Genomic DNA, 23,654 nt, shown 5'->3' with positions numbered 1-23,654 from the left:
AACATAGTAATGTGAAATTGCACTGCACAAGAGGTGGCGCCCGCCGTTACCCAGCTGTGTCCCACCAACCCCAGCTCCCCACCCCCGCCTAGGAGTTCACCGGTGACCCGACCCCGCCCCCGAATCGCCGCCGGCAGCCACGACCTCGCGGTCTCCCCCGCCCTGGACGCCTTCATGGGCACCGCCTGGGCCGCCACCCCGCTCCCCGCCGACCAACGCGTCCCCGGCTACCCCGAGTTCGCCCGCCGCCGCGCCCGGCTCTCCGCCGCCTTCCCCGGCGAACGGCTGATCGTCCCCGCCGGCCGCCTCAAGGTCCGCTGCAACGACCTCGACCACCGCTTCCGCCCGCACAGCGCCTACGCCTGGCTCACCGGCCTCACCGGCGAGGACCAGGCCGACCACGTCCTCGTCCTCGAACCGGCCGGCCCCGAAGGCCACGAACCGGTCCTCCACGTACGCCCCCGATCCCCGCGCAGCGGCGGCGAGTTCTACCGCGACCGGCGCTACGGCGAGTTCTGGGTCGGCCGCCGCCCCGACCTCGCCGAAGCCGCCCGGCTCACCGGGCTGCGCACCGAACACCTCGACGACCTCGACAAGTTGCTCAGCGGACCGCAGCCGCCCACCCGGGTGCTGGCCGGCACCGACGCCCTCGTCGACCAGGCCACCGGGCGCGGCTCCTTCGTCCAGGACGACGAACTCGCCGCCGTGCTCTCCGAGTTGCGCCTGGTCAAGGACACCTGGGAGGTCCAGCAGCTGCAACTCGCCGTCGACCACACCGTCGCCGGCTTCGAGGACGTCGTCCGCGCCCTCCCCGCCGCCCTGCGCCACCACCGCGGCGAACGCTGGATCGAGGGCGTCTTCGACCTGCGCGCCCGCGCCGAGGGCAACGGCCCCAGCTACACCACCATCGCCGCCTCCGGCGCCCACGCCTGCGTCCTGCACTGGATCCGCAACGACGGCGCCCTCGACCCCGACGCCCTGCTCCTGCTCGACGCCGGCGTCGAGACCGACACCCTCTACGCCGCCGACATCACCCGCACCCTCCCGCTCAGCGGCACCTTCACCCCGGTCCAGCGCCAGGCCTACGAGCTCGTCCTCGCCGCCCAGAGCGCCGGCATCGCCGCCCTGCGCCCCGGCGCCCGCTTCCGCGACTTCCACCGCGCCGCCATGCGGGTCATCGCCGAAGGCCTCGCCGACTGGGGCGTCCTGCGCATCCCCGCCGACCAAGCCCTCGCCGAGGACAACGGCCTCTACCGCCGCTACACCCTCTGCGGCAGCGGCCACATGCTCGGCCTCGACTACCACGACTGCGCCAAGGCCCGCGCCGACCGCTACGTCGACGGCACCCTGGAAGCCGGCATGGTCCTCACCGTCGAACCCGGCCTCTACCTCCAGCCCGACGACGAAACCCTCCCGCTCGAACTCCGCGGCCTCGGCATCCGCATCGAGGACGACCTCGTCATCACCGAGGACGGCGCCCACCTGATGTCCGCCGCCCTCCCCAGGACGGTCACCGACATCGAGTCCTGGATGGCGAACCTGCTCAGCTGAGGGCCCGGTCGAGGCGGACGATCAGGCCACCTTGATCGTCCGCTCCCCCTGCCGAACGATGACCTCGACCTCGCCGCCGATCGCGGCAGCATAGGCCCGAAGGTTGTCCAGGCTGTCCACCTGCCCGTGCTCGATCTGCGAAACCCGTGCCTGACTCACCCCGAGAAGCTCGGCCACGTGCATCTGGGCGAGCCCTGCCTTGCGCCGCAGCTCAGCCAGCTCGTGTCCCCTGACCTGCGCCAGCGTCTCCTGACGCATCCGCTCCCGCCTGGCTTCCGCCTCAGGCGTCGCCAGCTCGGGAAACCGCCTCATGACCTCGGCCCGTACCTCGGTCCAACTACGCCCCTTCATCGGCGTGCTCCGTTCCGTTGCTCCTCGACGTAATCCGCGTAGCGCCCCTCTCTCAACTCCTTGAGGTTGTGCAGCCGGCTGCGGTGGATCCGGTCCACCGCAGGCCGTCCCAAGGTCGGCCCCTCCTCGGCCGGCAGGTCCAATGCCTCGAGAATGTTCTCCGCTGTTTCGGGGTCGTCCTCGCAAACCTGCAAGTACCGCTCCTCAACCGGTGCCAGAAGCGTGATCTCCCACATGCGGCCACATTAAGTTGTGCCTTATAGGCCACCGCGCGCTTTCCCACCCGATCCACCCCTGCGGGCGACGACACGCCCCGCCCGACGCGCGCCCGGCGCACTACCCCCGCGCAGCCCGCCACAGCTCCGCGACGATCTGCTCCACCGGGCCCGTGCGGGCCAGGTGGTGGGCGGTGCCCGCCCAGAGGTGCATGGCGTCGGTGTCGGCGCGGCGGGTGGCGGCGGCGCGCAGCGGGGCGGTGAGGTGGTGGACCTCGGGGTAGGCCGGCGGGGCGTACGGGCCGTGGCGGTCGATGAAGGCGTTGCGCAGGCCGCGGGCGGGGCGGCCGGTGAAGGCGCGGGTGACGACGGTCTCCGGCCGTTCGGTGAGCGCGGCCCGGTGCGCGGCCGAGGCGCCGGACTCGTCGGCGCGCAGCAGCGCCGTCCCCAGCTGCACCGCGGCCGCACCGGCCCGCAGCGCCGCCGCGACCGCCGGGCCGTCGCCCAGCCCGCCCGCGGCGATCAGCGGCAGCGGCGTCACCGCCCTTACGGCGGCCAGCAGTTCCAGCAGCGGCAGCTTCCCCGGCCGGTCCGTCACCCGGTGGGTGGCGCGGTGCCCGCCGGCCTCCGGGCCCTGCACGCACAGGGCGTCCATGCCAGCCGCCTGCGCCGCCCGGGCCTCCTCCGGCGTGGTGACGGTGCCGACCTGCAGCGTCCCCGCCGCGCGCAGCGCCGCCGCCTCCTCGGCCGTGGGCAGCCCGAAGGTGTAGGAGACGACCGGCACCGGGTCGGCGAGCAGTACGTCGAGCTTGGCCTCCCAGTCGTCCCGGTCCGGCCCGATCTCCTCCGGCAGCGCCACTGCCCAGCGCTCGGCCTCGGGCCGCAGCCGCTCCCGGTAGGCGGCGACGGCCGCCGGATCCCCGGGCGGGGCCGGCACGAAGAGGTTCACCCCGTACGGCCGGTCGCCTGCCTTCCGTACCACGGCGATCTGTTCGGCGATCGCGGCGGCCGACCGGTAGCCGGCCGCGAGGAACCCCAGCCCGCCGGCCCGGTTCACCGCGGCCACCAGTTCGGGGGTGGAGGCCCCGCCCGCCATCGGGGCGCCGATCACCGGCACGGCGAGGTCATCGAGACGGACGGTCATCGGGGACGGCTCCTCCCACGGCTCCATGCACCGGACTCCTCCACCCTACGCCCGGCCCGGTCAGCGGATCAGCCCGCGCCCACGCGCCTCCCGCACCGCCGCGGTGCGCGAGTCCACGCCCAACTTCGTGTAGATGTGCACCAGATGGGACTTCACGGTGGCCTGGCTCAGGTGCAGCCGCTGGCTGACCTGCTGGTTCGTCAGCCCGTCCGCGACCAGCCCGAGCACCTCGGTCTCCCGCGCGCTGAGCGCCGCCGCGGGCGTCCGCATGCGTTCCAGCAGCCGGTCCGCCACGCTGGGCGCCAGCGCGCTGCGGCCCGCCGCGGCGGCCCGGACCGCCTGGGCGAGTTCCTCCGGCGGCGCGTCCTTCAGCAGGTAGCCGGTGGCGCCCGCCTCCAGGGCCGGCAGGGTGTCGGCGTCGCTGTCGTAGGTGGTGACGACCAGGACCCGCGGCGCCCCCGCCCGGGCCGTGATCGCGGCGGTGGCCTGGGCCCCGTTCATCGCCGAGCCGGGACCGAACTGGAGGTCCATCAGCACCACGTCCACGCCCGGTTCGGCCGCCAGCTCGACGGCCCGCTCGGCGGTCGCGGCCTCGGCGACGATGGCGAAGTCCGGTTCGCTCTCCAGCACCGCCCGCAGCCCGGCCCGCACCACCGGGTGGTCGTCGGCGATCAGCAGCCGGATCACGGTCCGACCTCCGGCGACGGGGCGACGGGCAGCTGCACGGCCAGCGCCGTCCCCTCCCCGGGTGCGGACTCCACGGTGAAGCTGCCGCCGAGCGCCCGGGCCCGGGCCCGCATCGAGGGCAGTCCGAAGCCGCCGTCCCCGCCGGTGCGGCCGGCGACCGCCGCCGGGTCGAACCCGGCCCCGTCGTCGAACACGTCCAACGCCACCTCGCCCTCCATGTAGCTGAGTGTCACCTCGGCCCGCGAGGCCTTCGCGTGCCGCACGGTGTTGCCGAGCGCCGACTGTGCGATCCGCAGCAGGGCCACCTCCTGGGGGGCCGGCAGCCGTACCTGCTCCCCGGAGACGTGCAGGTGGACGGGCAGGCCGCTGTGCGCCGTGGTGGTCGCGCACAGCCGTTCCAGTGCGACGGACAGCGGATCGCCGTCCAGCGCGGGCGGGGTGAGCGCGCGGACGAACCGCCGGGCCTCGTCCAGGTTGTCCTGGGCGGCCTGCCGCGCCTGCTCGACGTACCCGGCGGCGGCCTCGGTGCGCTCGGGCAGCGCCCGCTGGGCCGCGCGCAGCAGCAGCTGGATGGAGCTGAGGCTCTGCGCGAGGGTGTCGTGGATCTCCCGGGCCAGCCGCTCCCGTTCGGCGAGCACGCCGGCGGCGTGGTGGGCGGCGGCGAGGTCGGCGCGGGCGGCAGTCAGTTCGTCGATCAGCCGGCGCCGTTCCTCGCTCTCCCGGTACAGCGCCTGGTAGCCGAGCACGGTGGCGGTGGCGACGGCCGCGCCGAGCGCGGGCCCGATGGAGGCGGCCGGGTTGAAAGCGTGCTGGTGGAAGGACCACCCGGCGATCGCCGCCGCCGCCGTCAGCGCGACGGCGACCAGCCCGCTGCGCCGACCGAGCAGGTGCAGTTCCAGAAAGTACAGCGGAAACGCCAGCCACACCCCGTCCTGGGTGGCGACCAGCAGGCCTACCCAGGTGACGCCGAGCAGCGCCAGCCAGAGCGCCGCGCCCCGGCGGGACCGGTGCACGGCGGCCAGCCTCGGCCCGACCGCGTACACGGCGGCCATCGCGGAGGCCGCGGCCGCGACGGCGGCCGGGTCCCCGCCCCGGTCGGCGAACGCGGCCCGGGCGACGGCGAGCGCCAGCAGGCCCGCCACCAGCAGGTGCAGGCAGACCCGGAGGACGAGGGCGACGGGGGTGGTTCTGGATCGTTCGGTCGCCATCCCTCCAGCCTAGGTTCCGGCCCGGCGTCCGGCATCAATCAAAAGGTTGAACTCCGCTTCTGCCCTTTGATGCCCAGGATGCAATCCCCGGCGCGATGCCCGCGGACCCCCTTCTCCGCGACCGTGGGGGCATCGCTCGTTCCGTCCGCAGAAAGGCCCACCGTGTTCGTCGCCTGGAGGGATCTGGGGTTCGCCAAGGGGCGGTTCGCCCTGATGGGAACCGTCATCGTGCTGATCACCGTCCTGGTCGGCATGCTGTCCGGGTTGACCGCCGGGCTCGGCCGGCAGAACATCTCCGCGATCAGCGGCCTGCCCGCCGACCACCTGGTCTTCGGCAAACCCGCCGATGGGCAGGAGCTCAACTTCACCGACTCCCAGGTCACCCCCGACCAGTGGCAGGCCTGGTCCCGGGAGCCCGGCGTCACCTCCGCCCAGCCGCTCGGCATCACCACCACCAAGGCCGCCGCCGGGCAGCGCACCGCCGCCCTGTCCGCCTTCGGCGTCCCCGACGGCTCCGGCCTGGCCCCGCAGGGCGGCCTGATCGCCCCCGGGAGGGCCGTGCTCTCCAAGGCCGCCGCCGAGAAGCTCGGCAACCTCACCCCCGGCGCCGGCTTCACCCTCGCCGGGCACCCGCTGCAGGTGGCCGCCGTCGACGGCGACGCCGCGTACAGCCACACCCCGGTGATCTGGACCAGCCTCACCGACTGGCAGCAGTTCGCCCCGGGCGGCGCAGGCCACGCCACCGTCGTCGCGCTCCGCACCACCGCGGGCGCCGACCTCGCCGCCGCCGACACCCACCAGGGCACCGTGACCCGCACCCGGGACGACGCCCTCGCCGCGATCGGCTCCTACACCTCCGAGAACGGCTCCCTCCAGCTGATGCGCGGCTTCCTGTTCGCCATCTCCGCCCTGGTGATCGGCGCCTTCTTCACCGTCTGGACGATCCAACGCAGCGGCGACATCGCCGTGTTGAAGGCCCTCGGCGCCTCCACCCGCTACCTGCTGCGCGACGCCCTCGGCCAGGCCGTGCTGCTGCTGGTGCTCGGTACGGCCGTGGGCACCGCGATCGCCCTCGGCGCCGGCTCGCTGATCGGCTCCGCCGTCCCCTTCGTCCTGGACGCCCCGACCCTGCTGCTGCCCGCCGCCGTCATGATCGCCCTCGGCGCGGTCGGCGCGGCCCTGTCCATCCGCCGGATCACCTCCGTCGACCCGCTGACCGCCCTGGGGAGCGCCCGATGAGTCTGGAACTCGACCGCATCACCTTGACCTACCCGGACGGCGACAGCCGGCTCACCGCCCTGGACGACGTCTCGCTGACCGTCCCCAAGGGCACGCTCACGGCCGTCGTCGGCCCCTCCGGCTCCGGCAAGTCCAGCCTGCTGGCGGTGGCCGCCACCCTGATCGCCCCGGACTCCGGCCGGGTCGTCGTGGACGGCACCGACACGGCGGGTCTCAGCCGCGCCGAACTCACCGCCCTGCGCCGCACCAGGATCGGCATCGTCTTCCAACAGGCCAACCTGCTGCCCTCGTTGACGGCCGCCGAGCAACTCCAGGTGATGGCCCACCTCGACGGCCGCTCCCCGCGCAGCGCCCTCCCGCGCGCCCTGGAACTCCTGGACGCCGTGGGTCTGCGCGACCAGACCGCCCGCCGCCCCCACCAGCTCTCCGGCGGCCAGCGCCAGCGGGTCAACATCGCCCGCGCCCTGATGAACGACCCCACCGTGCTGCTGGTCGACGAGCCCACCAGCGCCCTCGACCACGAACGCGGCGCGGCCGTCCTGGAGTTGATCACCGAACTCACCCACCGTCGGGCGACCGCCACCGTCCTGGTCACCCACGACCGCACCCACCTGACGGCTGTCGACCAGATCGCCGAAGTCCACGACGGCCGCCTGACGGTACCGCTGGTCGCCTGAGCTACTTCTTGGCGGTGAGCACGTCGTCCACTGAAAGCGTCACCGTTGCCCCGATCGATTCGGGCAACGTGAACGACTGCCCCGGATGGTGGACGGCGTGCACCTGATACTCGCCGTCCTTCGGATCGGTCAACACCATGACTCGCTGATTCTTCCGATCCACGATGACGTAGACAGGCACACCAGCAGAGGCGTAAATGGTTGGTTTCCGCTTGAGGTCGTCGCTGAGATTCGATGACGTGACTTCGAGCACGAGCCGAAAGGCTGCCGGGTCGTAACAGTTGTACTCGATCAGGTGGTCATCGATGTCGGCGTCGACAATCGACAGGTCTGGTACGGCATAGTCCGAAGGTCCGTCCGGCAACCAGATACCGACGTTCTGCAGGACGTCGACCTCGTCCCCGTCGAGGCCGGCCGCAAACAGCGCCCGCATGAGGCGGCTCAGCGACTTGCCGTGCGAAGCATTCGGCGGCGGCGTCACGGTAATCTGGCTCCCGACGATCTCGACCCGGTGCCCAACGAACTGGTTGGAAATCAGCTCGGCGACCTCAAGCAGCGTCGGCTGCCTGGCGGCTTCGAGCAGCGGGCGCTGCTCGAAGGGCTCTTCCACTGCTGCGGCGGACATGGAGTTCCTCCTGGCTGCCGATGTCGAGAACATCATCGTAGAACGCGAGCGTCTCCCGACGCCCGATTCCCATCCTTCACCCGACCGGGTGGTTTAGTCCCTACCGGGCCCGCAGCCGCAGCCCCGGGGGCTCCGTCTCCGCCGCCTCCTGCTGCCCCGCCCAGAGCGAGCGGACGTGGCTGAGGTGCCGGGTCATGCAGGCCTCCGCCGCCTCCGCGTCGCCGCTCAGCATCAGGTCGAGCAGTTCGAGGTGCTCCTCCGCCGAGGAGACCAGCTGCCCCTGCTCGTCCAGCCGGGTCAGCCCGTACAGCCGGGAGCGCTTGCGCAGGTCGCCGACCACCTCCACCAGCCGCGCGTTGCCGGCCAGGCCGAGCAGGTCGAGGTGGAACTGCCGGTCCGCCTCCAGGTAGCCGATCAGGTCGTGCTTGCGCGCGGCCGCGACGATCGCCTCGGCCTGCGGGCGCAGCCGCTCCAGCTGTTCCCCGGTGGCGGTGCGGGTGACCAGGCCGACGGTCGGGACCTCGATCAGGGCGCGGATCCCGGTGTAGTCGTCGAGGTCGCGCTCGGTGAGTTCGGTGACCCGGAAGCCCTTGTTGCGGACGGCCTCGACCAGCCCTTCCCGGGCGAGGTCGAGCATGGCCTCGCGGACCGGGGTCGCGGAGACGCCGAAGTCGGCCGCGAGGGCGGGTGCGGAGTAGACGACGCCGGGGCGCAGTTCGCCGGAGATCAGGGCGGCCCGGAGCGCGTGGGCGACCTGGTCGCGGAGCCGCTCCTGCACGGAGATCAGGGTGCGGGACTTGAGCTCGGCCATGGTGTTCCTCCGGTGGGTGCAGAACACCAGCGTACAATGTCACGTTACGTTGAGCGTGCAACAGTCCACGATCCGAACCGCCGGGTCGGAGCCGACACCGCCGACGTTCATGGTGGCAGCGACCACCCGTCGGCACAACGGTCGCGCTACGGCGACGACGACACCCCGGCCCGGTACACCTCCGCAGCCACCGCCAGGTCCTCCCAGGCCATCCCGACGCTCTTGAAGAACCGCGGCCGCCCGTCCGGCACCAGCGCGTCGCCGCGCAGCAGCTCGGCCAGGTTCCACACCTGCCGCCGCCCGAGCGCGCCCGCCAGCAGCAGGTCCCCGGCCTCCCGGGCTGCCACGGCCCGTGCCTCCACGTACAGTTCGGCCCGCCCGACCAGCACCTCGTCCACCTCCCGGGCGTCCGGCTCGTGCGAGCCGACCGCCGCGACGGCCGCGTGCGCGGGCACCAGCGCGCCGTCGAACAGCGGGGTGCGCGCGGTCGTGCAGCAGACCACCACATCCGCCTGCCCGACCGCCTCCGGCCCGCCCGCCGAGGCCGCCAGCCCGAGCCCCCGCCCGTACGCGACCAGCGCGGCCGCCCGGCCGGCGTGGCGCGCCACCACGGTGAGCCGCCGCAGCGGCCGGACGGTGAGCAGCGCGTCCAGGTGCCCGTAGGCCTGCGGCCCGGAGCCGAACACCACCAGGTGCCCGGCCTCCGGGACCGCGAGCCGCGCCAGCGCCGCCGCCGTCACGGCGGGCGTGCGCAGGGCGGTGAGGGCCGCGCCGTCCAGCAGCGCCAGCGGCTGGAGCGTCGGCCCGTCCAGCAGCAGGTAGCTGCCGGTGATCCGGGGCAGCCCGCGCGCGGGGTTGGCCGGCGCGACCCCGGCGATCTTCACCCCGGCGTACGGCCCGGCGGCGGCGGGCATCAGCAGCAGCTCGCCGGCGGGTACGGGGACGGCCGATCGGGCGGGCGCCGCCTCCGGGTCCAGCCCGTCCAGCAGCGCCCGCTCGATCGCCCCCACCGCCCCGGCGGGCCCGACTCCGCCGGTGCCCGGCACGGTGTACTGGAGCGGCTCAGCCCCCGCACCGGGCAGTCCCTGTTCGAGCGGTCCCTTTCCGGTCGGCACCGGCCCCGACGGCCCCCGGCCGGGCCGCACCGGCCCGAACGCCGCCGCCCCGGTCACAGCAGGAACCCCGGCGAGTCCCCCGGCTCCAGGACGAACAGGTGCTCGCCGGTCCGGAACGCCGTGCCGCCGACCTCGGTGACGACGCCTTCCCCCAGCGGGTCGCCGCCCGCCACCACCCGCCCGGTGAACACCGTGCCGATGACGGACTCGTGCCGCAGCTCCTCCCCCGGCGCGATCCGCCCTTCGGCGGCGAGCACCGCGAGGCGCGCGGAGGTGCCGGAGCCGCAGGGCGAGCGGTCGATCTGCCCGTCCGCGAACACCACCACGTTCCGCTGGTTCAACACCCCTTCGGCCGAGGGCAGTTCGTCGTACAGCACGACCCCGTACACCCCGGACAGCCGCGGGTCGGTCGGGTGGGCGACCGCCGCCGAGCCGGCCAGCAGCGCCCTGACCTCCCGCCCCACCGCGACGAGTTCGGGCAGCAGGCCGGGTTCGACGGCGAGCCCGACCGCGGCCGCCGGCACCGACACGTAGCACGCCCCGGAGTGCGCCACGGCGACCTCGACCGTGCCCCGCGAGGTCTCGACCGGCAGCTTCAGGGCACTGACCCGGCTCGGCACGTTGCGGAAGGTGACCCCGGTGGTGCGCCCGGCGGCCCGGTGCACCAGGGCGGTGACCCGCCCGGAGGGCACGTCGATCCGCACCCGGGCCACGCCGTCCGCGGGGGCCGGGACGAGCCCGGAGTCCACGGCCCAGGCACCGAGCGCGATGGTGCCGTGCCCGCAGGCGGTCGAGTAGCCGTCCTTGTGCCAGAACAGCACGCCCAGGTGGGCCTCGTCGTCGTCCGGCGGCACCAGGAACCCGCCGTACATCCCGGCGTGCCCGCGCGGCTCCCGGACGAGCAGTTGCCGGACCTCGTCCAGCGCGCTCGGCCGGGGCGCGGTCGCGCTGCCGCCCGCGCCGATCGCGATGGCCCGCCGCTCGGCGACGCTGTCGCCGGGGATCGGGGGCACTCCGTCCAGCACGATCCGGAACGGCTCACCCGCCGTGTGGTAGTCGACGGTGCTCACGCACAGCACCGGCCCCGCCTTCGCACCCGCACCCGCACCCGCACCCGCACCCGCACCCGGCATCACAGCCCCCCGCCCGGCAGCACGCTGATCGTCCGGCTGACGGTGTAGAACTCCAGCGCCGCCCGGCCCTGTTCGCGCTCGCCGTGGGCCGCCCCCTTGGTCCCGCCGAAGGGCAGGTGGAAGTCGACGCCGCTGGACGGCGCGTTGACCCGGATCATGCCCGCGTCGAGCCGCTCGGCGGCGGCCAGGGCCGCGTCCAGGCTGCGGGTGTGCACCGAGGTGGCGAGGCTGTGCGGGGTGTCGTTGGCGAGCGCGATGGCCTCATCCAGGTCGGCCGCCGCGTGCAGCACCGCGACCGGGCCGAAGAACTCCTCGCGCGCCAGCGGGTGTTGGGCGGGGACGTCGGCGAGCAGGGTCGGCTCGACGTACCAGCCGGCCCGCTCGGGCACCCGCCCGCCGGTGAGCACGCTCGCCCCGGCGGCGACGGCCGACTCGACCGCCGTGACCATCCGCTCCCGCGCGGCGGCGGCGATCACCGGCCCGCACACCGCGTCGTCCACCGCCGACAGCGCCTTCACCAGGGCCTCGCGCAGCGGCCCGTACGCCGCCCCCACCGCGATCACCCGGCTGGTGGCGGTGCACTTCTGCCCGGCGTACCCGGCGATCGCGGCCGCGATGTGCCCAGCTGCCAGCTCCACGTCCGCGTCCGGCAGCACCAACGCCGCGTTCAGGCCGCCGAGTTCGGCCTGCACCGGCACCCCGCGCCCGGTGGCGGCCCGCACCACGGCCCGGCCGACCGCGGTCGAGCCGGTGAAGGACAGCACGTCCGCCGCGTCGACCAGCGCCGCGCCCTCCTCGGCACCACCGGGCAGCACCGTGAGCACGTCCTCGGGGAGCCCGGCGGCCGAGGCCAGCTCCGCCAGCCGCAGCGCGCACGCCGTCGCCTCCGGCGCGGGCTTGAGCACCGCCGTGTTGCCGACCGCCAGCGCCGGCGCGGCCTTCCAGCTCGGGATCGCCAGCGGGAAGTTCCACGGCGCGATCAGCCCGGCCACCCCGTGCGGGCGGCGCCGGGTGAGCAGCAGCCCGGGCCCGGCGGCGGTCTCGTGCACCGCCCCGGACGGCTCGTACGGCGCCTGGGCGTAGTAGCGCCAGATCGCCGCCGTCCGGGCGACCTCCCCCCGGGCCTCGGCGAGCGGCTTGCCGACCTCGCGCACGATCAGCGCGGCGAGCTCGCCGGCGTGCGCCTCGACGGCCTCGGCGATCCGGCCCAGCGCGGCCGACCGGGCGCCCGCCCCGGCCGCGAGCCAGCCGCGCTGGGCGGTCCGGGCCCGTCCGACGGCAGCCCGCACGGCCTCGGCGCCGGGCGCCTCGACGGCGACCACGAGGTCGGACGGGTCGGCGGGGTTGTACGAGGTGATGGTCACGACTACCAGCCCTTCAGAGCACGTTCAAGACAAAGCGTCAGAGCAGGAAGCCCGCCGGGAACGGGTCGTCCGGGTCGAGGAAGTACTGCGCGGTGCCGGTGACCCAGGCCCGCCCGGTGACGGTGGGCACCACGGCCTGCCGCCCGGCCACCTCGGTCTCCGCCACCAGCCGGCCGGTGAAGGTCGTCCCGATGAAGGAGTCGTTGCGGAAGTCCCGGTCCAGCGGCAGTTCGCCGCGCGCGTGCAGCTGCGCCATCCGGGCCGAGGTGCCGGTGCCGCAGGGCGAGCGGTCGAACCAGCCGGGGTGGATGGCCATCGCGTGCCGGGAGTGTTCGGCGGTGGAGCCGGGGGCGAGCAGCTGGACGTGGTGGCAGCTGTGGATGGACGGGTCCTCCGGGTGCACCGGCCGGTCGGGGCCCGCGTTGATCGCGGCCATCAGGGCGAGGCCGGCGTCCAGGATCTCCTGCTTGCGCTCGCGCTCGAACGGCAGCCCGAGCTCGGCGAGCGGCAGGATCGCGTAGAAGTTGCCGCCGTACGCGAGGTCGTAGCCGACGGTGCCGTAGCCGGGCACCTCGATCTTGCGGTCCAGCGCGACGGAGTACGAGGCGACGTTGCGGATGGTGACGGCCTTGGCGGCGCCTCCCTCGACCCGCACCTCGGCGATCACCAGTCCGGCGGGGGTGTCCAGCCGTACCGTCGTGACCGGCTCGACCACCGGCACCATCCCGGTCTCGACCAGGACGGTGGCCACACCGATGGTGCCGTGCCCGCACATCGGCAGCAGCCCGGAGACCTCGATGTAGAGCACGCCGAAGTCGGCGTCCGGCCGGGTGGGCGGCTGCAGGATCGCGCCGCTCATCGCGGCGTGCCCGCGCGGCTCGTACATCAGCAGGGTGCGGAAGTGGTCCAGGTGCTGCTGGAAGTGCACCCGGCGTTCGGCCATGGTGGCGCCGGGGATGACGCCGAAGCCTCCGGTGATCACCCGGGTCGGCATGCCCTCGGTGTGCGAGTCGACGGCGTGGAACACGTGACGGCTGCGCATTCCTCACAACTCCTCTGACGGTACGGTCGGTTGAGGCCGGCTGCCCCCACAGCCGGCCGGCCGGCAGGGACTGCCGACGGGAACCACAACTGGAACCACGACTTGAACTACGACTTGAACTACGACAGGCCCTCGGCCAACGCCTTCTCGGTGGCCGCGCGCACGGCCGCCTCGATCTCCGGCTCCAGCGGCCCGCGCGGCGGACGGACCGGGCCGCCGGGGCGCCCGGCGATGTCCATGGACAGCTTGATGGCCTGGACGAACTCGGTCTTGGAGTCCCAACGCAGCAGCGAGTGCAGCGACTTGTAGAGCGGCAGCGCCGTCTCCAGGTCGTGCCCGACGGCCGCACGGTAGAGCGCCACGGAGGCCTCCGGCAGCGCGTTCGGGTACCCGGCGATCCAGCCGACCGCACCGGCCAGCGCCAGCTCCAGCAGTACGTCGTCGGCACCGATCAGCAGGTCCAACCCGGGCGCCAGCTCGGCGAGTTCGTACGCCCTGCGGACGTCCCCGCTGAACTCCTTGACCGCCACGATCGAACCCTCGCCGTGCAGTTGGGCGAGCAGCGCGGGCACCAGGTCGACCTTGGTGTCGATCGGGTTGTTGTACGCGACGACGGGCAGGCCGGCCCGGGCGACCTCGGCGTAGTGGGCCCGCACCGAGGCCTGGTCGGCCCGGTAGGCGTTGGGCGGCAGCAGCAGGACGGAGCCGGCCCCGGCCTCGGCGGCCTGTTCGGCCCAGCGGCGGGATTCGGCGCTGCCGTAGGCGGCGACCCCGGGCATGACCCGGGAGCCGTCGCCGGCGGCCTCGACCGCCACCTCGACGATCCGGGCGCGCTCCTCGGCGGTGAGCGTCTGGTACTCGCCCAACGAGCCGTTGGGGACGACGCCGTCGCAACCGGACTCGATCAGCCAACGGACGTGCTCGGCATAGGCGTCGTAGTCGACGGAGAGGTCCGGGCGCAGCGGGATCGCGGTGGCGACCATGATGCCGCGCCAGGGGCGGGTGGTGTCGTGCGGGGTGATGGACACGTTGGGCTCCTTGGTGAGGTGTGACATTTTATAAACAGCGACAGGCCGGAGACAAGACTCCCCGCCCGACGCGTTCCGACGGATCGGGCGCGCGCCCCGCCGACCGGGACCGCACCCGACGCCCCGGCCTACTCCGCCGAACCGACCGGACCGGCCGAATCGGCAACACCGGCAACACCGGCCGACCCGGCCGCCAGTTGCGAGAGCGGCACCGGACAGGCCATCGGCCGCCGGTCCGCCCCCGGCGCCGCGGCACCGGACAGACAGGCCACGGCCGGACCGCACATCCGCCCCTGGCACCAGCCCATTCCCGCCCGGGTGAGCAGCTTGACGGTCCGGGGGTCGCCCGCGCCCAGCTCCTCCACCGCTTCCCGGATCCGCGCGACCGGCACCTCTTCGCAACGGCACACATCGGTGTCCGGCCGCAGCCACCCGGTCCAGCCGGGCCCGGGCCGGTGGGCCGCCGACATCAGCGCGGCGAACTCGCGCAGCCGCGACCGCCGGCGCAGCAGCGCCCGCCCGGGCAGCACCCCCGCGACCGCGTGCGCGGCCAGCTCCCCCTCGACGAGCGCGAGGTCCGCGCCGCCGACGCCGTTGGTCTCCCCCGCGGACCAAAGACCCGGGACGGAGGTGCGCAGCCGGGCGTCGACCCGCAGCGCGACACCGCCGTCCGGCCCGGCGAGGGTGTCCGCGCCGAGCTCGGTGGCCAGGTCGATCTGCGGCAGCAGCCCGTGGCCGACGGCGAGCGCGTCGCAGGCGATCCGCCGCTCGGTGCCGGGCAGCGGCCGCCAGTCGGCGTCCAGCCGGGCGACGGTGACGGCGGTGACCCGGTCCGACCCGTGCACCTCCACCACCGCGCTGCGCGGCCGCAGCCGTACCCGGTGCCGCAGCAGCGCGCCGCCGTGCCCGGCGCCCTCGACCAGCTTGGCGGGGACGGCCGCCAGCACGCCGGGGCGCCGGGCGTACCCGAGGTAGTCGCTCGCCTCGACCACCGCCGGGACGTCAGCCCCGGCGGCGACCAGCGAGGAGGCCGCGGCGAGCAGCAGCGGCCCGCTGCCGGCCACCACGATCCGCCGCCCGGGCAGCACCAGCCCGGCCTTGAGCATGGCCTGCGCGCCGCCCGCGGTGACCACCCCGGGCAGGGTCCAACCGGGGAACGGCAGTTGCCGCTCGTACGCCCCGGTGGCGAGCAGCACCGCCCCGGCCCGGAGGGTGGTCCGGTCCTCGGGCCGCGGTCCGCGGGTGATGTGCACCGCGAAGCCGTCCGCGGTCCGCTCCAGCGCCCAGACCTGGTGTCCGCCGCGGAAGTCGGCCCGCGGGTGGGCGGAGAGCCGCGCGGCCAGCCCGGCGTACACCGGCCAGCGGTGGTGCAGCCGGTCCGGACGGCGCGCGCCGAGCCCGGGCGCCGGGTGCCGGTAGTACTGCCCACCGGGTCGGTCCGCACCGTCCAGCAGGACGCAGCGCAGCCCGAGGTCGGCGGCGGTGACGGCGGCGGCCAGCCCGGCCGGCCCGGCCCCCACCACGGCGAGGTCGAAGGATCCGACGGCCTCCGGGGGCCGGGTCGGCTCAGACGGCGAGGTCGGCACGGCCGTGACCCTCCTGGGTGGTGACGACGGTGCCGGGCTCGGCGGGCAGCAGGCACAGGCGCTGGTTGGCCCGGCCGTCCACGGTGGCCAGGCAGTCGAAGCAGGAGCCGATCCCGCAGAACGCCCCGCGCGGGCGTCCGCCGGTCCGGGTGGTGCGCCAGGCGAGCACGCCGTCGGCCCAGAGCGCGGCCGCGATCGACTGCCCGGGCAGGGCGCGGACGGACCGCCCGTCGAACTCGATGTGGTGGCCGGGCCCGGGTTCGGCCCCGACCAGCCCGGCAGGGGTTCGGCGACGCGTCACCGGCTGCTCCATTCCGTCGTCTCCGTCGTCCAGCTCATCCGATCCATCGCGCGAGGGCCCTCCACCGGCGCCCCTCGCGCTGCCACCCGCACTCACACCCGCACCCGCACCGTCATTGCGCCGGGAACCGGTCCGGCCGGAACGGCGCGAGGTCCAGCTCCGGCCGTTTCCCGGTCAGCTGCTCGGCGATCAGCAGCCCGGTGGCGGGCGCCAGCCCGATCCCGGCCCCCTCGTGCCCGCAGGCCTGGTACAGCCCCGGCACCCGGGGGTCCTCCCCGATCGCGGGCAGGTGGTCCGGCAGGTACGGGCGGAAGCCCCGGTAGGTGCGCAGCACGGCGACCTCCGCGAGCACCGGGAACAGCCGCGCCGCCTCGGCGGCCAGCCGGCCGATCGCCTCCTGGGAGAGGGTCCGGTCGAAGCCGATCCGCTCCCGGCTGGCCCCGATCAGCACCGGCCCGCCCGGGGTGCCCTCGATCACCGAGGAGGTCTGCAGCCCGGCCGAGCCGCTGGCCACGTCGGCGACGTAGTCGGCGGAGTAGACCTTGTGCCGGACGACCCTCGGCAGCGGCTCGGTGACCAGCACGAAGCCGCGCCGGGGCAGCACCGGCAGGTGCACCCCGGCCAGCGCGGCCAGTTCGGCGCCCCAGGCGCCGGTGGCGTTCACCACGGCGGGGGCGGCCAGTCGGCGCCGGACGGTCCGCACGCCGCGCACCGCGCCGTCCGGGCCGCGCTCCAGGGCCGTCACCTCCTCGCCGGTGATCAGTTCAGCACCCATCCGGCGGGCCGCGCGCAGCAGGTGGGCGGCGGCGAGCGCGGGCTGCACCTGGGCGTCCTGCGGGTAGTGGTAGCCGCCCGCGAGCCCGGGGGCGAGGTGCGGCTCCAGCTCGTGCAGCCGCTCGGCCGGGACTTCCTCGGCGGTCACCCCGGCCGCGGCCTGCCCGGCGGCGAAGGCCCGCAGCGCCTGCTGGCCGGCCTCGGTCGAGGCGACCACCACGCCGCCCTTGGGCTCGTACTCCACGGCCGGGCCGAGCTGCTCGGCGAGTTCGTGCCAGAGCCGGGCGCTGAGCAGGGCGAGGTCGAGTTCGGGCCCGGGTTCCTTGTCGGAGACCAGCAGGTTGCCCTCGCCCGCCCCGGTGGTACCCCCGGCGACCGACCCGCGGTCGACGACGGCGACGGCGAGCCCGGCTCGGGCGGCGTAGTAGGCACAGGCGGCGCCGACGACTCCGGCGCCGACCACGACGACGTCCAGCGGAGGTGTCCAGGTCTTCAGCACGTCAGTAATATGTCACATGCCATCAACCCTGCCAAGAGCCGCGAGCCCAAGCACCAAGCGCCGGGCCCCCTCGGAACAGCAGGCGGCCCCGGCCCCCGCACGAAGCGAGGACCGGGGCCACCGGCTCGACCGCTCACCGGCCGAACCGTTCACCGACCGAACCACTCATGGACGGTGGCGGCGGCGCGGCTCGACCGCTCATCGGCTCAGGTGATGTCGTCCATCTGCTCCCGGCGCGCCCCCGGCACCGGCGCGGCGCCCGCCGCCGGCGCCGACGAGGCCTGGACCAGCTCCGCGCCCGCCACCGGCTGCACCGAGAGGTCCACGTGCGAGGCCTCCTCGTCGTCCAGGTCGGCGTCCGGGTTGTTCCGGCGCTTGCGCCGGTCGTTCATGATCGCGATGCCCACCGCGACGAAGTACAGCGCCCAGATCGGCGCGGCCAGTGTCAGCATGCTCACCGGGTCGGCACTCGGGGTCGCGAAGGCCGCGAACACCGTGATGCCCATGACCATGCCCCGCCACCAGCCGAGCAGCCGCTTGCCACTGACCATCCCGACCTGGTTCATCATCACCAGCAGCAGCGGGAACTCGAAGGCCAGACCGAAGACCAGCACCATCCGGGTCGCGATGTCGAGGTAGTCCTCGGGCGGCAGGATCGGCGTGGTCTTGTCCGGGGTGAACGAGATCAGCACGTCGACCGTGGTCGGCAGCACCAGGATCGCCACACCCACACCGGCCAGGAACAGCGGCGCCCCGCAGAGCATGAAGACGACCGCGTACTTCTTCTCGTGCTTGTGCAGACCGGGCGCCACAAAGGCCCACACCTGGTACAGCCAGATCGGCACCGTGGCGACCACACCGGCCGTCAGCGAGACCTTCAGCATCCAGGTGAAACCGGCGGTCAGGCCGATGTTGGAGACCTGGGCGCACTTGCCGTGGTACTTCTCGGCGGTCTCCGCCGTGCAGCGCGGCAGCGGCTGCAGCAGGAAGTTCTCGATCTGCCGGTGGTAGAACGCCGCGATGACGGTGATCACCACGATCGCCAGGACCGACTTGACCACGCGGTTGCGCAGTTCCCGCAGGTGGTCGGCGAGGGCCATCCGCCCCTCAGGATCCTTGTCCGCCTTCGGCGCCTTGGAGAGCTTGCTCAACCCCGGTCCTCAACTCGTGCGTCGAGGCCCGCCGGTCGACGGGCCCCCGTGGTCACGTACGTCACACGCGTCACACGCGTCACGCGCGCCGCGCTCAGCGCGGCCGGTCGCCGTCGGGCGCGCCGGGCTCGGCCACCGGACGGGCCGTCGCCGAGGCGCCGGGAGCCGACTGGACGGTCCTGACCGTCGGCGCCGAGACCTCCGGCGGGGCCGCCGACCGGGCGGACGGCGCGCTCCCGTCCTGCTCACCGTCGGAGCGCATCGCCTTGGCCTCGCTCTTGAGGATCCGCATCGACTGCCCCAACGAACGTGCCAGCTCGGGCAGCCGCTTGGCCCCGAACAGCACGATGGCAACCACCACGACCACCACGATCGCGGTCATCGAGAAGCGCATGCGTCGACCACCTTCAGCATCCGCGGCCCGGCAGGCCGCCCGCGGCGGATGGTAACCGCTGCGAATGACGCCCCGACGACGGCCGCCCGAACAGGACAGCGGCCCCCGGTCGGCGGTTCAGGAGCCACTGAAGAGCGTAACCCGCCCCTACCTCCGGGCAGCAGCCCCCGTACCCGCCGATGCCCCGGCTGTGCTAACGGCTGACGGCCGCGCTAACGGCTGGGGACGGCCGCGGCCAGCTCCCCCGCCGCCTCGGCCAGCGCCCGGGAGGCCGCGTCCACGCCTTTGGCGAGCGCCCGCACGTCCAGCCAGAGCCGGATCGCGAGGACCCCGAGGACCAGCAGGCCCGCGGTGGCGAGCAGGACGGCGGCGACGAGCATCCAGGACATGCGCCCCACCCTATACGGGGGTCACCCCTCCACCGGGACGAGCCGCATGGTGCGCACCCCCGCCGCGGTGAGTGCCTCGACGATCTTCTCGCCGGCCGCCTTCCGGACCGCCGCCCCGCAGAGCGGGCAGCCGAAGCTGTAGTGCGCCTGCGCCGGGGTCCGGCCGAGGGTCAGCCGGAACTCCTCGGCCGGGAGCTCGACCTTCTCCCGGCACTGCGAGCAGTACACCTTGAATCTCGTCCCGGGCTCCACCGCTCAGACCCGCCCCTCCCCGTAGCCGGCCAGCGCCTCCCGCGCGGCCGAGCGCGCCTGCTCGGCCAGTTCGGGCGGCGAGACGATCCGGCCGTCCCGGCCCAGCCGCAGCGCCAGCGGACGCAGCTGGGAGGGGTCGGCACTGCGCAGGGTGATCCGCAGCCCACCGTCGGGCAGTTCCTCGGCCCGGTCGTGGGTGTAGTACTCGGCGACCCAGCGGCCGCCGGAGGAGACCTCGACCACCACCTCCGGGTCGTCCGCAGCGGGGTTGACCAACCCGCCGCTCAGGTCGCGCGGCTCGCGCCGGGGCGGGTCGGCGGGGACGTCCAGGACGCGGATCTCGGCGACCCGGTCCAGCCGGAACATCCGGTGGTCCTCCGATGTCCGGCACCAGGCTTCCAGGTACGTGTGGCCCTCGGTGAGCAGCCGGATCGGGTCGACCTCGCGCTCGGTCATCCCGCCGCGCCCGTGCGAGTAGTAGCGCAGCCAGAGCCGACGGCCCTCGCTGAGCGCGCGGTCGATGTCGGCGAAGACGTGGCTCTCGGCCTCGAAGGTCACGCCGACCCGGGCGCTGCCCTCGGCGCTCTCCCCCGCGGCGTTCTCGATCTTGGCGACGGCCCGGGTGAGGGCCTCGCGGTCCCCGGCCCGCAGTCCGGGCAGCCCGGCCACCGCCCGGGCGGCGACCAGCAGCGCGGTGGCCTCGTCGGCGGCCAGCCGCAGCGGCTGGGCCACGTCGTCGACGTTGTGCCACCAGATCCGCTCGCCGTCGGTGTCGATGTCGAGCAGGTCACCGCCGCGGAAGCTGGTACCGCACATCGGCAGCACGTTGAGGTCGGCGATCAGCTCGCGCTCGCTGATCCCGAACGCCCGCGCCACTTCGGCGACCTCGGCCCCGGGCCGCTCGCGCAGGTAGGTGACCAGCGACAGCATCCGTCGCGTCTGGTCGATCGCATTGCTCATGCCCGAACGTCCTCCGTGTCCAGCCCCGCGACCGCCCGCAGCCGGTCGACCACATCAGCCCGCAGCTCCTCCGGCCCGAGCACCAGCACGTCGGGCCCGAACTCGGCGAGGTCGGCGCCCAGCCCGTTGCCGTACGGGATCTCCAGCTCGTCCCAGACCTCGTCCACCCGGGTGGTGCCGAGCGCCTTGGTACGCAGCGGGAAGCCCGCGCCGCGGCGGACCCGGACGGTCGCGGTGGCGGTGGCCCCCTCGCCGGCGAACTTGGCCACGGTGGCCCGGACGTCCACGTGCTCGGGCACGGTGCCCAGGAAGGCCCCGCTCCTGGCCTTGACCCGGCCGGTGATCCGGCTGAGCCGGAACACCCGGGCGTCGCCGCGGTCCCGGTCGTACCCGGCCAGGTACCAGTGCCCGCGCCAGCACTCCAGCGCCCACGGCTCGACACTGCGCTGCTCGACGGCCGAGGCCCCGGCCTTGCGGTACTCGAAGGTGACCGGACGGCGGTCCCGGGCGGCGGTGAGCAGCGGCTCGAACGCGGCCTCCCGGGCGGGGATGCGCGGCTCCAGGGCGGTGCGGCCCTCGGCCTCGCCGAACGGCACCCCGGCCGCGCGCAGTTTCTGCAGCGCGCCGCTGGCCGCGCCGGACATCTTGGCCTGCTGCCAGACCCGGGCGGCCAGGGTCAGCGCGGCGGCCTCCTCGGCGTCCAGCGCGATCTCCGGCAGCCGGTTGCGGTCCGCCCGGGCGAGGTAGCCGAGCTCGCCGTCCAGCGCGCTCTCGTCGACGTCGATCACCAGGCCGAGCTCGCGCAGGTCGTCCTTGTCCCGCTCGAACATCCGGTTGAAGGCGTCCTCGCTGCTGTTCTGCCAGGCTTCGCGGTAGGCCTCGATGGATTCCCGCAGCTCCTTCTTGGAGAGCGGACGTCTGGTGTTCATCAGGCACAGGGCGAGATTCATCAGCCGCTCTGCCTTGGCGATCGCCATCGCTGACCCTTCCGGTGTGCCGCGCCGCGCGCGGGGTTCGCCAACCGGGCGATGCTCACCCGGCGGGACCGACCGTACCGGTAGCGGTACGCACTGCAAAAGCCGCGTCCCGCGACTGGTCCCCGCAGCGTGCCCTCCGGGCCCGGAGACGCCCTCGGGCCGGGCCCCCGAAGGGGTCCGGCCCGAGGTCACAGCAGGCTCAGACGGCCAGCAGGTCGACCACGAAGATCAGGGTCGAACCCGCCGGGATGGCCGGGGTCGGCGACTGGTCGCCGTACGCCAGGTGCGAGGGGATGGTCAGCTCGCGACGGCCGCCGACCTTCATGCCGACGACACCCTGGTCCCAGCCCTTGATGACCCGGCCGCCGCCCAGCGGGAAGCGGAACTCGTTGGGGCTCCGGTTCCAGCTCGCGTCGAACTCCTCGCCGGTCTCGAAGGTCACGCCGACGTAGCGGACGCTGACGTTCTGACCCCGCTTGGCCTCCTCGCCGTCACCGACGACGATGTCGCGGATCTGCAGCTCGGTCGGGGCGTCGCCGATCGGGAAGTCGATCTCGGGCTTCTCGTTCAGGTTCACAGCCATGGTCCCTCTTCTCACGTTCGCAATTCCCTACACGACCAAGCGGCGGGCGCCCGCACCCGGCCCGTCCAGGCCTCAGCCCGGACGGACCACAGTACGGTCACCCGCCGCCCGTCGGGACGCGGCCACGCGGCCGCCCCCGAAGGTCACACACGGTCCATTGTCCCCGAAAAGTGGATCAGCCCTGACCGGCGTCGAGGATGTCCACCACGAAGACCAGGGTCGAGCCGGGCGGGATGTCGCCCTGGCCCTTGTCGCCGTATCCCAGCGAGGCCGGGATCACCAGCTCGACCCGGCTGCCGACGGTCTGACCCGTCAGCCCCTGGTCCCAGCCCTGGATGACCTGGCCGCCGCCGACCGGGAAGGAGAACGCCTGGCCCTTGCTGAGCGAGGAGTCGAAGATCTTGCCGTCCTTGGCGAGCGCGCCGGTGTACTGGACGACGACCTTCTCGCCCTTCTCCACCACCGGACCGGTGCCCTTGATCAGGACGTGGGTCTTCAGTTCGGTCGGGTCCTTGGCGCCGGCCACCGGGGTGATGTCGGCCGGCTTCTTGCCGTTGTCCTTGACCTGCGGGAAGTCCGCCGGCGGCGGGGTGACGGTGCCGCTGACCACCGCGTCGGGCGCATTGGTGTTGCGGATGTCGATCACGAAGATCAGGTTGTCCTTGGCGCCGATCGACATGTCCGGCTTGCCCTGGTCGCCGAAACCGGCCGCCGGCGGGGCCACCACCAGCAGTCGGCTGCCGGCCTTCTTGCCGATCACGGCCTGGTCCAGCGCGGGGATCAGCGCGTCGGTGCCGGCCTGGAAGATCTGCGGCTTGCCCTTGTCGTCGTACGAGCTCGGGATGTCCTTGCCGGTGTTCCAGTCCTTGGCGGTGTAGTCCACCGAGGTCCAGTTGTTCTTGTCGACCTTGGGGCCGCTGCCCTCGGACAGCACCTTCACCACGAAGGAGCCGTCGGAGGCCTCGCCCGGCACCTGGATGTCGGCCTTCTTGCCGAAGTCACCGGTGACGGTCGGCAGCACCTTGGCGCTGTCCTTGATCGGCGGCACCGGGGCGGCGGTCGGCGTGGGCGGCGCGGACTTCGTCGTGTCCGGCTGGGCCGCCGCGGCGGTGTCCTTCGACGAGTCCTTGTTCACCAGGTACAGCGTGATGCCGCTGCCGACCAGCAGCACGGCCAGCACCGTGCCGAGGATCACGCCCAGCTTGCCGACACCGGGCGGGTTCTCGTCGTACCCGGCCTCCGAGCTGTCGGCCTTGCGCACATTGCTGGCGAAGATCTGCGGGGCGTCCTCGTCCTCCGACTTGGTCCCGGTCACGCGCGGCTTCTCGCCGGGCTGCGCCCAGCCCGCCTGCTGCGCGAGGATCGCCGGGGGCACGACGATCGACTCGCGGTCCGCCGCGATCTGCCCGCCGGGGCGAGAGGCGGTCGGGTCACCCGCAGAACCGTCGTTCGCCGCGGTGCCGGCCCCGCCCGGGCTCGGCGTCTTCTCAGTCATGACTCCCCATCCATCTCGCCACGAGGTCTTCCAGGTCTGCGCCCGGCGTGGTGAGCGCCGGCCTGCCGCCGTACCCGTCCGCCCCGGACCTCGGCGCCGGGCG

26 protein-coding genes are annotated in these 23,654 nt (G+C 74.0%); 3 read left to right on the top strand and 23 right to left on the bottom strand.

Going from position 1 to position 23,654, the window contains the following annotated elements; all coding sequences use genetic code 11:
- The first annotated feature begins 102 nt into the window (after positions 1–102).
- A complete protein-coding gene (locus ABTY61_RS24070) occupies positions 103–1,551 on the top strand; it encodes an aminopeptidase P family protein (protein ID WP_350507115.1) in 1,449 nt (482 codons plus the stop codon).
- Between the two features lie 21 nt (positions 1,552–1,572).
- Here the strand turns inward: ABTY61_RS24070 and ABTY61_RS24065 are convergent, their stop codons facing one another.
- The 5 genes from ABTY61_RS24065 to ABTY61_RS24045 form a co-directional block, all read right to left on the bottom strand.
- Positions 1,573–1,902: a helix-turn-helix domain-containing protein gene (locus ABTY61_RS24065; protein WP_350507114.1), complete on the bottom strand. Its 330-nt coding sequence runs from the start codon at positions 1,900–1,902 to the stop codon at positions 1,573–1,575.
- Entirely contained in the window at positions 1,899–2,138 is a 240-nt protein-coding gene (locus ABTY61_RS24060) for a hypothetical protein (RefSeq protein ID WP_350507113.1), read from the bottom strand. Before ABTY61_RS24060 ends, ABTY61_RS24065 begins: the two co-directional genes overlap by 4 nt.
- 100 nt (positions 2,139–2,238) lie before the next feature.
- Complete coding sequence (locus ABTY61_RS24055; protein ID WP_350507112.1) at positions 2,239–3,261, bottom strand: nitronate monooxygenase; 1,023 nt, start codon at positions 3,259–3,261, stop codon at positions 2,239–2,241.
- 60 nt (positions 3,262–3,321) lie between these two features.
- On the bottom strand, positions 3,322–3,948 hold the full coding sequence (locus ABTY61_RS24050) for a response regulator transcription factor (protein WP_350507111.1): 627 nt from the start codon (positions 3,946–3,948) through the stop codon (positions 3,322–3,324).
- Positions 3,945–5,156 carry a sensor histidine kinase gene (locus ABTY61_RS24045; RefSeq protein WP_350507110.1) on the bottom strand — a complete coding sequence of 404 codons (1,212 nt, stop codon included), beginning with the start codon at positions 5,154–5,156 and terminating at the stop codon, positions 3,945–3,947. Before ABTY61_RS24045 ends, ABTY61_RS24050 begins: the two co-directional genes overlap by 4 nt.
- A gap of 162 nt (positions 5,157–5,318) precedes the next feature.
- Between ABTY61_RS24045 and ABTY61_RS24040 the strand changes: the two genes are divergently transcribed.
- Positions 5,319–6,395 (top strand): ABC transporter permease, encoded by a 1,077-nt coding sequence (locus ABTY61_RS24040; RefSeq protein WP_350507109.1) that lies wholly within the window; start codon positions 5,319–5,321, stop codon positions 6,393–6,395.
- Positions 6,392–7,072, top strand: a complete 681-nt coding sequence (locus tag ABTY61_RS24035; protein WP_350507108.1) for an ABC transporter ATP-binding protein — start codon at positions 6,392–6,394, stop codon at positions 7,070–7,072. Before ABTY61_RS24040 ends, ABTY61_RS24035 begins: the two co-directional genes overlap by 4 nt.
- 1 nt (position 7,073) lies before the next feature.
- Here ABTY61_RS24035 and ABTY61_RS24030 read toward each other — a convergent pair whose 3' ends face one another.
- The 18 genes from ABTY61_RS24030 to ABTY61_RS23945 form a co-directional block, all read right to left on the bottom strand.
- A complete protein-coding gene (locus ABTY61_RS24030) occupies positions 7,074–7,697 on the bottom strand; it encodes a Uma2 family endonuclease (protein WP_350507107.1) in 624 nt (207 codons plus the stop codon).
- 100 nt (positions 7,698–7,797) lie between these two features.
- Positions 7,798–8,508, bottom strand: coding sequence for a GntR family transcriptional regulator (locus tag ABTY61_RS24025; protein ID WP_350507106.1), 711 nt, complete (start codon positions 8,506–8,508; stop codon positions 7,798–7,800).
- 146 nt (positions 8,509–8,654) lie between these two features.
- Positions 8,655–9,554: an ornithine cyclodeaminase family protein gene (locus ABTY61_RS24020; protein ID WP_350507183.1), complete on the bottom strand. Its 900-nt coding sequence runs from the start codon at positions 9,552–9,554 to the stop codon at positions 8,655–8,657.
- 122 nt (positions 9,555–9,676) lie between these two features.
- Positions 9,677–10,693 (bottom strand): proline racemase family protein, encoded by a 1,017-nt coding sequence (locus ABTY61_RS24015; RefSeq protein ID WP_350507105.1) that lies wholly within the window; start codon positions 10,691–10,693, stop codon positions 9,677–9,679.
- Between the two features lie 62 nt (positions 10,694–10,755).
- Positions 10,756–12,120 (bottom strand): aldehyde dehydrogenase family protein, encoded by a 1,365-nt coding sequence (locus ABTY61_RS24010; protein ID WP_350507104.1) that lies wholly within the window; start codon positions 12,118–12,120, stop codon positions 10,756–10,758.
- Positions 12,121–12,157: 37 nt separating this feature from the next.
- Complete coding sequence (locus ABTY61_RS24005) at positions 12,158–13,162, bottom strand: proline racemase family protein (protein ID WP_350507103.1); 1,005 nt, start codon at positions 13,160–13,162, stop codon at positions 12,158–12,160.
- 119 nt (positions 13,163–13,281) lie between these two features.
- Positions 13,282–14,145, bottom strand: coding sequence for a dihydrodipicolinate synthase family protein (locus tag ABTY61_RS24000; RefSeq protein ID WP_502895425.1), 864 nt, complete (start codon positions 14,143–14,145; stop codon positions 13,282–13,284).
- Between the two features lie 173 nt (positions 14,146–14,318).
- Complete coding sequence (locus ABTY61_RS23995) at positions 14,319–15,776, bottom strand: FAD/NAD(P)-dependent oxidoreductase (RefSeq protein WP_350507101.1); 1,458 nt, start codon at positions 15,774–15,776, stop codon at positions 14,319–14,321.
- Positions 15,757–16,089 (bottom strand): (2Fe-2S)-binding protein, encoded by a 333-nt coding sequence (locus ABTY61_RS23990; protein ID WP_350507100.1) that lies wholly within the window; start codon positions 16,087–16,089, stop codon positions 15,757–15,759. The genes ABTY61_RS23995 and ABTY61_RS23990 overlap by 20 nt, the downstream gene beginning before the upstream one ends.
- Positions 16,090–16,189: 100 nt before the next feature.
- Positions 16,190–17,347, bottom strand: a complete 1,158-nt coding sequence (locus ABTY61_RS23985; RefSeq protein ID WP_502895424.1) for an NAD(P)/FAD-dependent oxidoreductase — start codon at positions 17,345–17,347, stop codon at positions 16,190–16,192.
- Between the two features lie 209 nt (positions 17,348–17,556).
- Positions 17,557–18,450 carry a twin-arginine translocase subunit TatC gene (gene tatC / locus ABTY61_RS23980; protein WP_502895423.1) on the bottom strand — a complete coding sequence of 298 codons (894 nt, stop codon included), beginning with the start codon at positions 18,448–18,450 and terminating at the stop codon, positions 17,557–17,559.
- 145 nt (positions 18,451–18,595) lie between these two features.
- Positions 18,596–18,895, bottom strand: coding sequence for a Sec-independent protein translocase subunit TatA (tatA, locus tag ABTY61_RS23975; RefSeq protein ID WP_350507097.1), 300 nt, complete (start codon positions 18,893–18,895; stop codon positions 18,596–18,598).
- 212 nt (positions 18,896–19,107) lie between these two features.
- Positions 19,108–19,284 (bottom strand): hypothetical protein, encoded by a 177-nt coding sequence (locus ABTY61_RS23970; protein WP_350507096.1) that lies wholly within the window; start codon positions 19,282–19,284, stop codon positions 19,108–19,110.
- Positions 19,285–19,305: 21 nt separating this feature from the next.
- Complete coding sequence (locus ABTY61_RS23965; RefSeq protein ID WP_350507095.1) at positions 19,306–19,512, bottom strand: hypothetical protein; 207 nt, start codon at positions 19,510–19,512, stop codon at positions 19,306–19,308.
- 27 nt (positions 19,513–19,539) lie between these two features.
- Entirely contained in the window at positions 19,540–20,496 is a 957-nt protein-coding gene (locus tag ABTY61_RS23960) for a helix-turn-helix transcriptional regulator (RefSeq protein ID WP_350507094.1), read from the bottom strand.
- Positions 20,493–21,473, bottom strand: coding sequence for a helix-turn-helix transcriptional regulator (locus ABTY61_RS23955; RefSeq protein WP_350507093.1), 981 nt, complete (start codon positions 21,471–21,473; stop codon positions 20,493–20,495). Before ABTY61_RS23955 ends, ABTY61_RS23960 begins: the two co-directional genes overlap by 4 nt.
- 199 nt (positions 21,474–21,672) lie before the next feature.
- Positions 21,673–22,056 carry an FKBP-type peptidyl-prolyl cis-trans isomerase gene (locus tag ABTY61_RS23950; protein ID WP_350507092.1) on the bottom strand — a complete coding sequence of 128 codons (384 nt, stop codon included), beginning with the start codon at positions 22,054–22,056 and terminating at the stop codon, positions 21,673–21,675.
- A gap of 175 nt (positions 22,057–22,231) precedes the next feature.
- Positions 22,232–23,551, bottom strand: coding sequence for an FKBP-type peptidyl-prolyl cis-trans isomerase (locus ABTY61_RS23945; RefSeq protein WP_350507091.1), 1,320 nt, complete (start codon positions 23,549–23,551; stop codon positions 22,232–22,234).
- Between the last annotated feature and the right edge of the window lie 103 nt (positions 23,552–23,654).

The organism is Kitasatospora sp. NPDC096128, from assembly GCF_040303105.1.
In the GTDB taxonomy this organism is placed as follows: Bacteria; Actinomycetota; Actinomycetes; order Streptomycetales; family Streptomycetaceae; genus Kitasatospora.
The sequence above is the reverse complement of the archived record's forward strand: the minus strand, read 5'-3'. Positions and strand labels throughout refer to the sequence as shown.

Bases quoted from the DNA above. Each gene is read 5' to 3' on its own strand.
- ABTY61_RS24025 (WP_350507106.1), bottom strand. From the start codon at position 8,508: ATGGCCGAGCTCAAGTCCCGCACCCTGATCTCCGTGCAGGAGCGGCTC.
- ABTY61_RS23990 (WP_350507100.1), bottom strand. From the start codon at position 16,089: ATGGAGCAGCCGGTGACGCGTCGCCGAACCCCTGCCGGGCTGGTCGGG.
- ABTY61_RS24035 (WP_350507108.1), top strand. From the start codon at position 6,392: ATGAGTCTGGAACTCGACCGCATCACCTTGACCTACCCGGACGGCGAC.
- ABTY61_RS23955 (WP_350507093.1), bottom strand. From the start codon at position 21,473: ATGGCGATCGCCAAGGCAGAGCGGCTGATGAATCTCGCCCTGTGCCTG.
- ABTY61_RS24005 (WP_350507103.1), bottom strand. From the start codon at position 13,162: ATGCGCAGCCGTCACGTGTTCCACGCCGTCGACTCGCACACCGAGGGC.
- ABTY61_RS24000 (WP_502895425.1), bottom strand. From the start codon at position 14,145: ATGGTCGCCACCGCGATCCCGCTGCGCCCGGACCTCTCCGTCGACTAC.
- ABTY61_RS24060 (WP_350507113.1), bottom strand. From the start codon at position 2,138: ATGTGGGAGATCACGCTTCTGGCACCGGTTGAGGAGCGGTACTTGCAG.
- ABTY61_RS24030 (WP_350507107.1), bottom strand. From the start codon at position 7,697: ATGTCCGCCGCAGCAGTGGAAGAGCCCTTCGAGCAGCGCCCGCTGCTC.
- tatC (WP_502895423.1), bottom strand. From the start codon at position 18,450: ATGGCCCTCGCCGACCACCTGCGGGAACTGCGCAACCGCGTGGTCAAG.
- ABTY61_RS24055 (WP_350507112.1), bottom strand. From the start codon at position 3,261: ATGACCGTCCGTCTCGATGACCTCGCCGTGCCGGTGATCGGCGCCCCG.
- tatA (WP_350507097.1), bottom strand. From the start codon at position 18,895: ATGCGCTTCTCGATGACCGCGATCGTGGTGGTCGTGGTGGTTGCCATC.
- ABTY61_RS23950 (WP_350507092.1), bottom strand. From the start codon at position 22,056: ATGGCTGTGAACCTGAACGAGAAGCCCGAGATCGACTTCCCGATCGGC.
- ABTY61_RS23970 (WP_350507096.1), bottom strand. From the start codon at position 19,284: ATGTCCTGGATGCTCGTCGCCGCCGTCCTGCTCGCCACCGCGGGCCTG.
- ABTY61_RS24065 (WP_350507114.1), bottom strand. From the start codon at position 1,902: ATGAAGGGGCGTAGTTGGACCGAGGTACGGGCCGAGGTCATGAGGCGG.
- ABTY61_RS23960 (WP_350507094.1), bottom strand. From the start codon at position 20,496: ATGAGCAATGCGATCGACCAGACGCGACGGATGCTGTCGCTGGTCACC.
- ABTY61_RS23945 (WP_350507091.1), bottom strand. From the start codon at position 23,551: ATGACTGAGAAGACGCCGAGCCCGGGCGGGGCCGGCACCGCGGCGAAC.
- ABTY61_RS24045 (WP_350507110.1), bottom strand. From the start codon at position 5,156: ATGGCGACCGAACGATCCAGAACCACCCCCGTCGCCCTCGTCCTCCGG.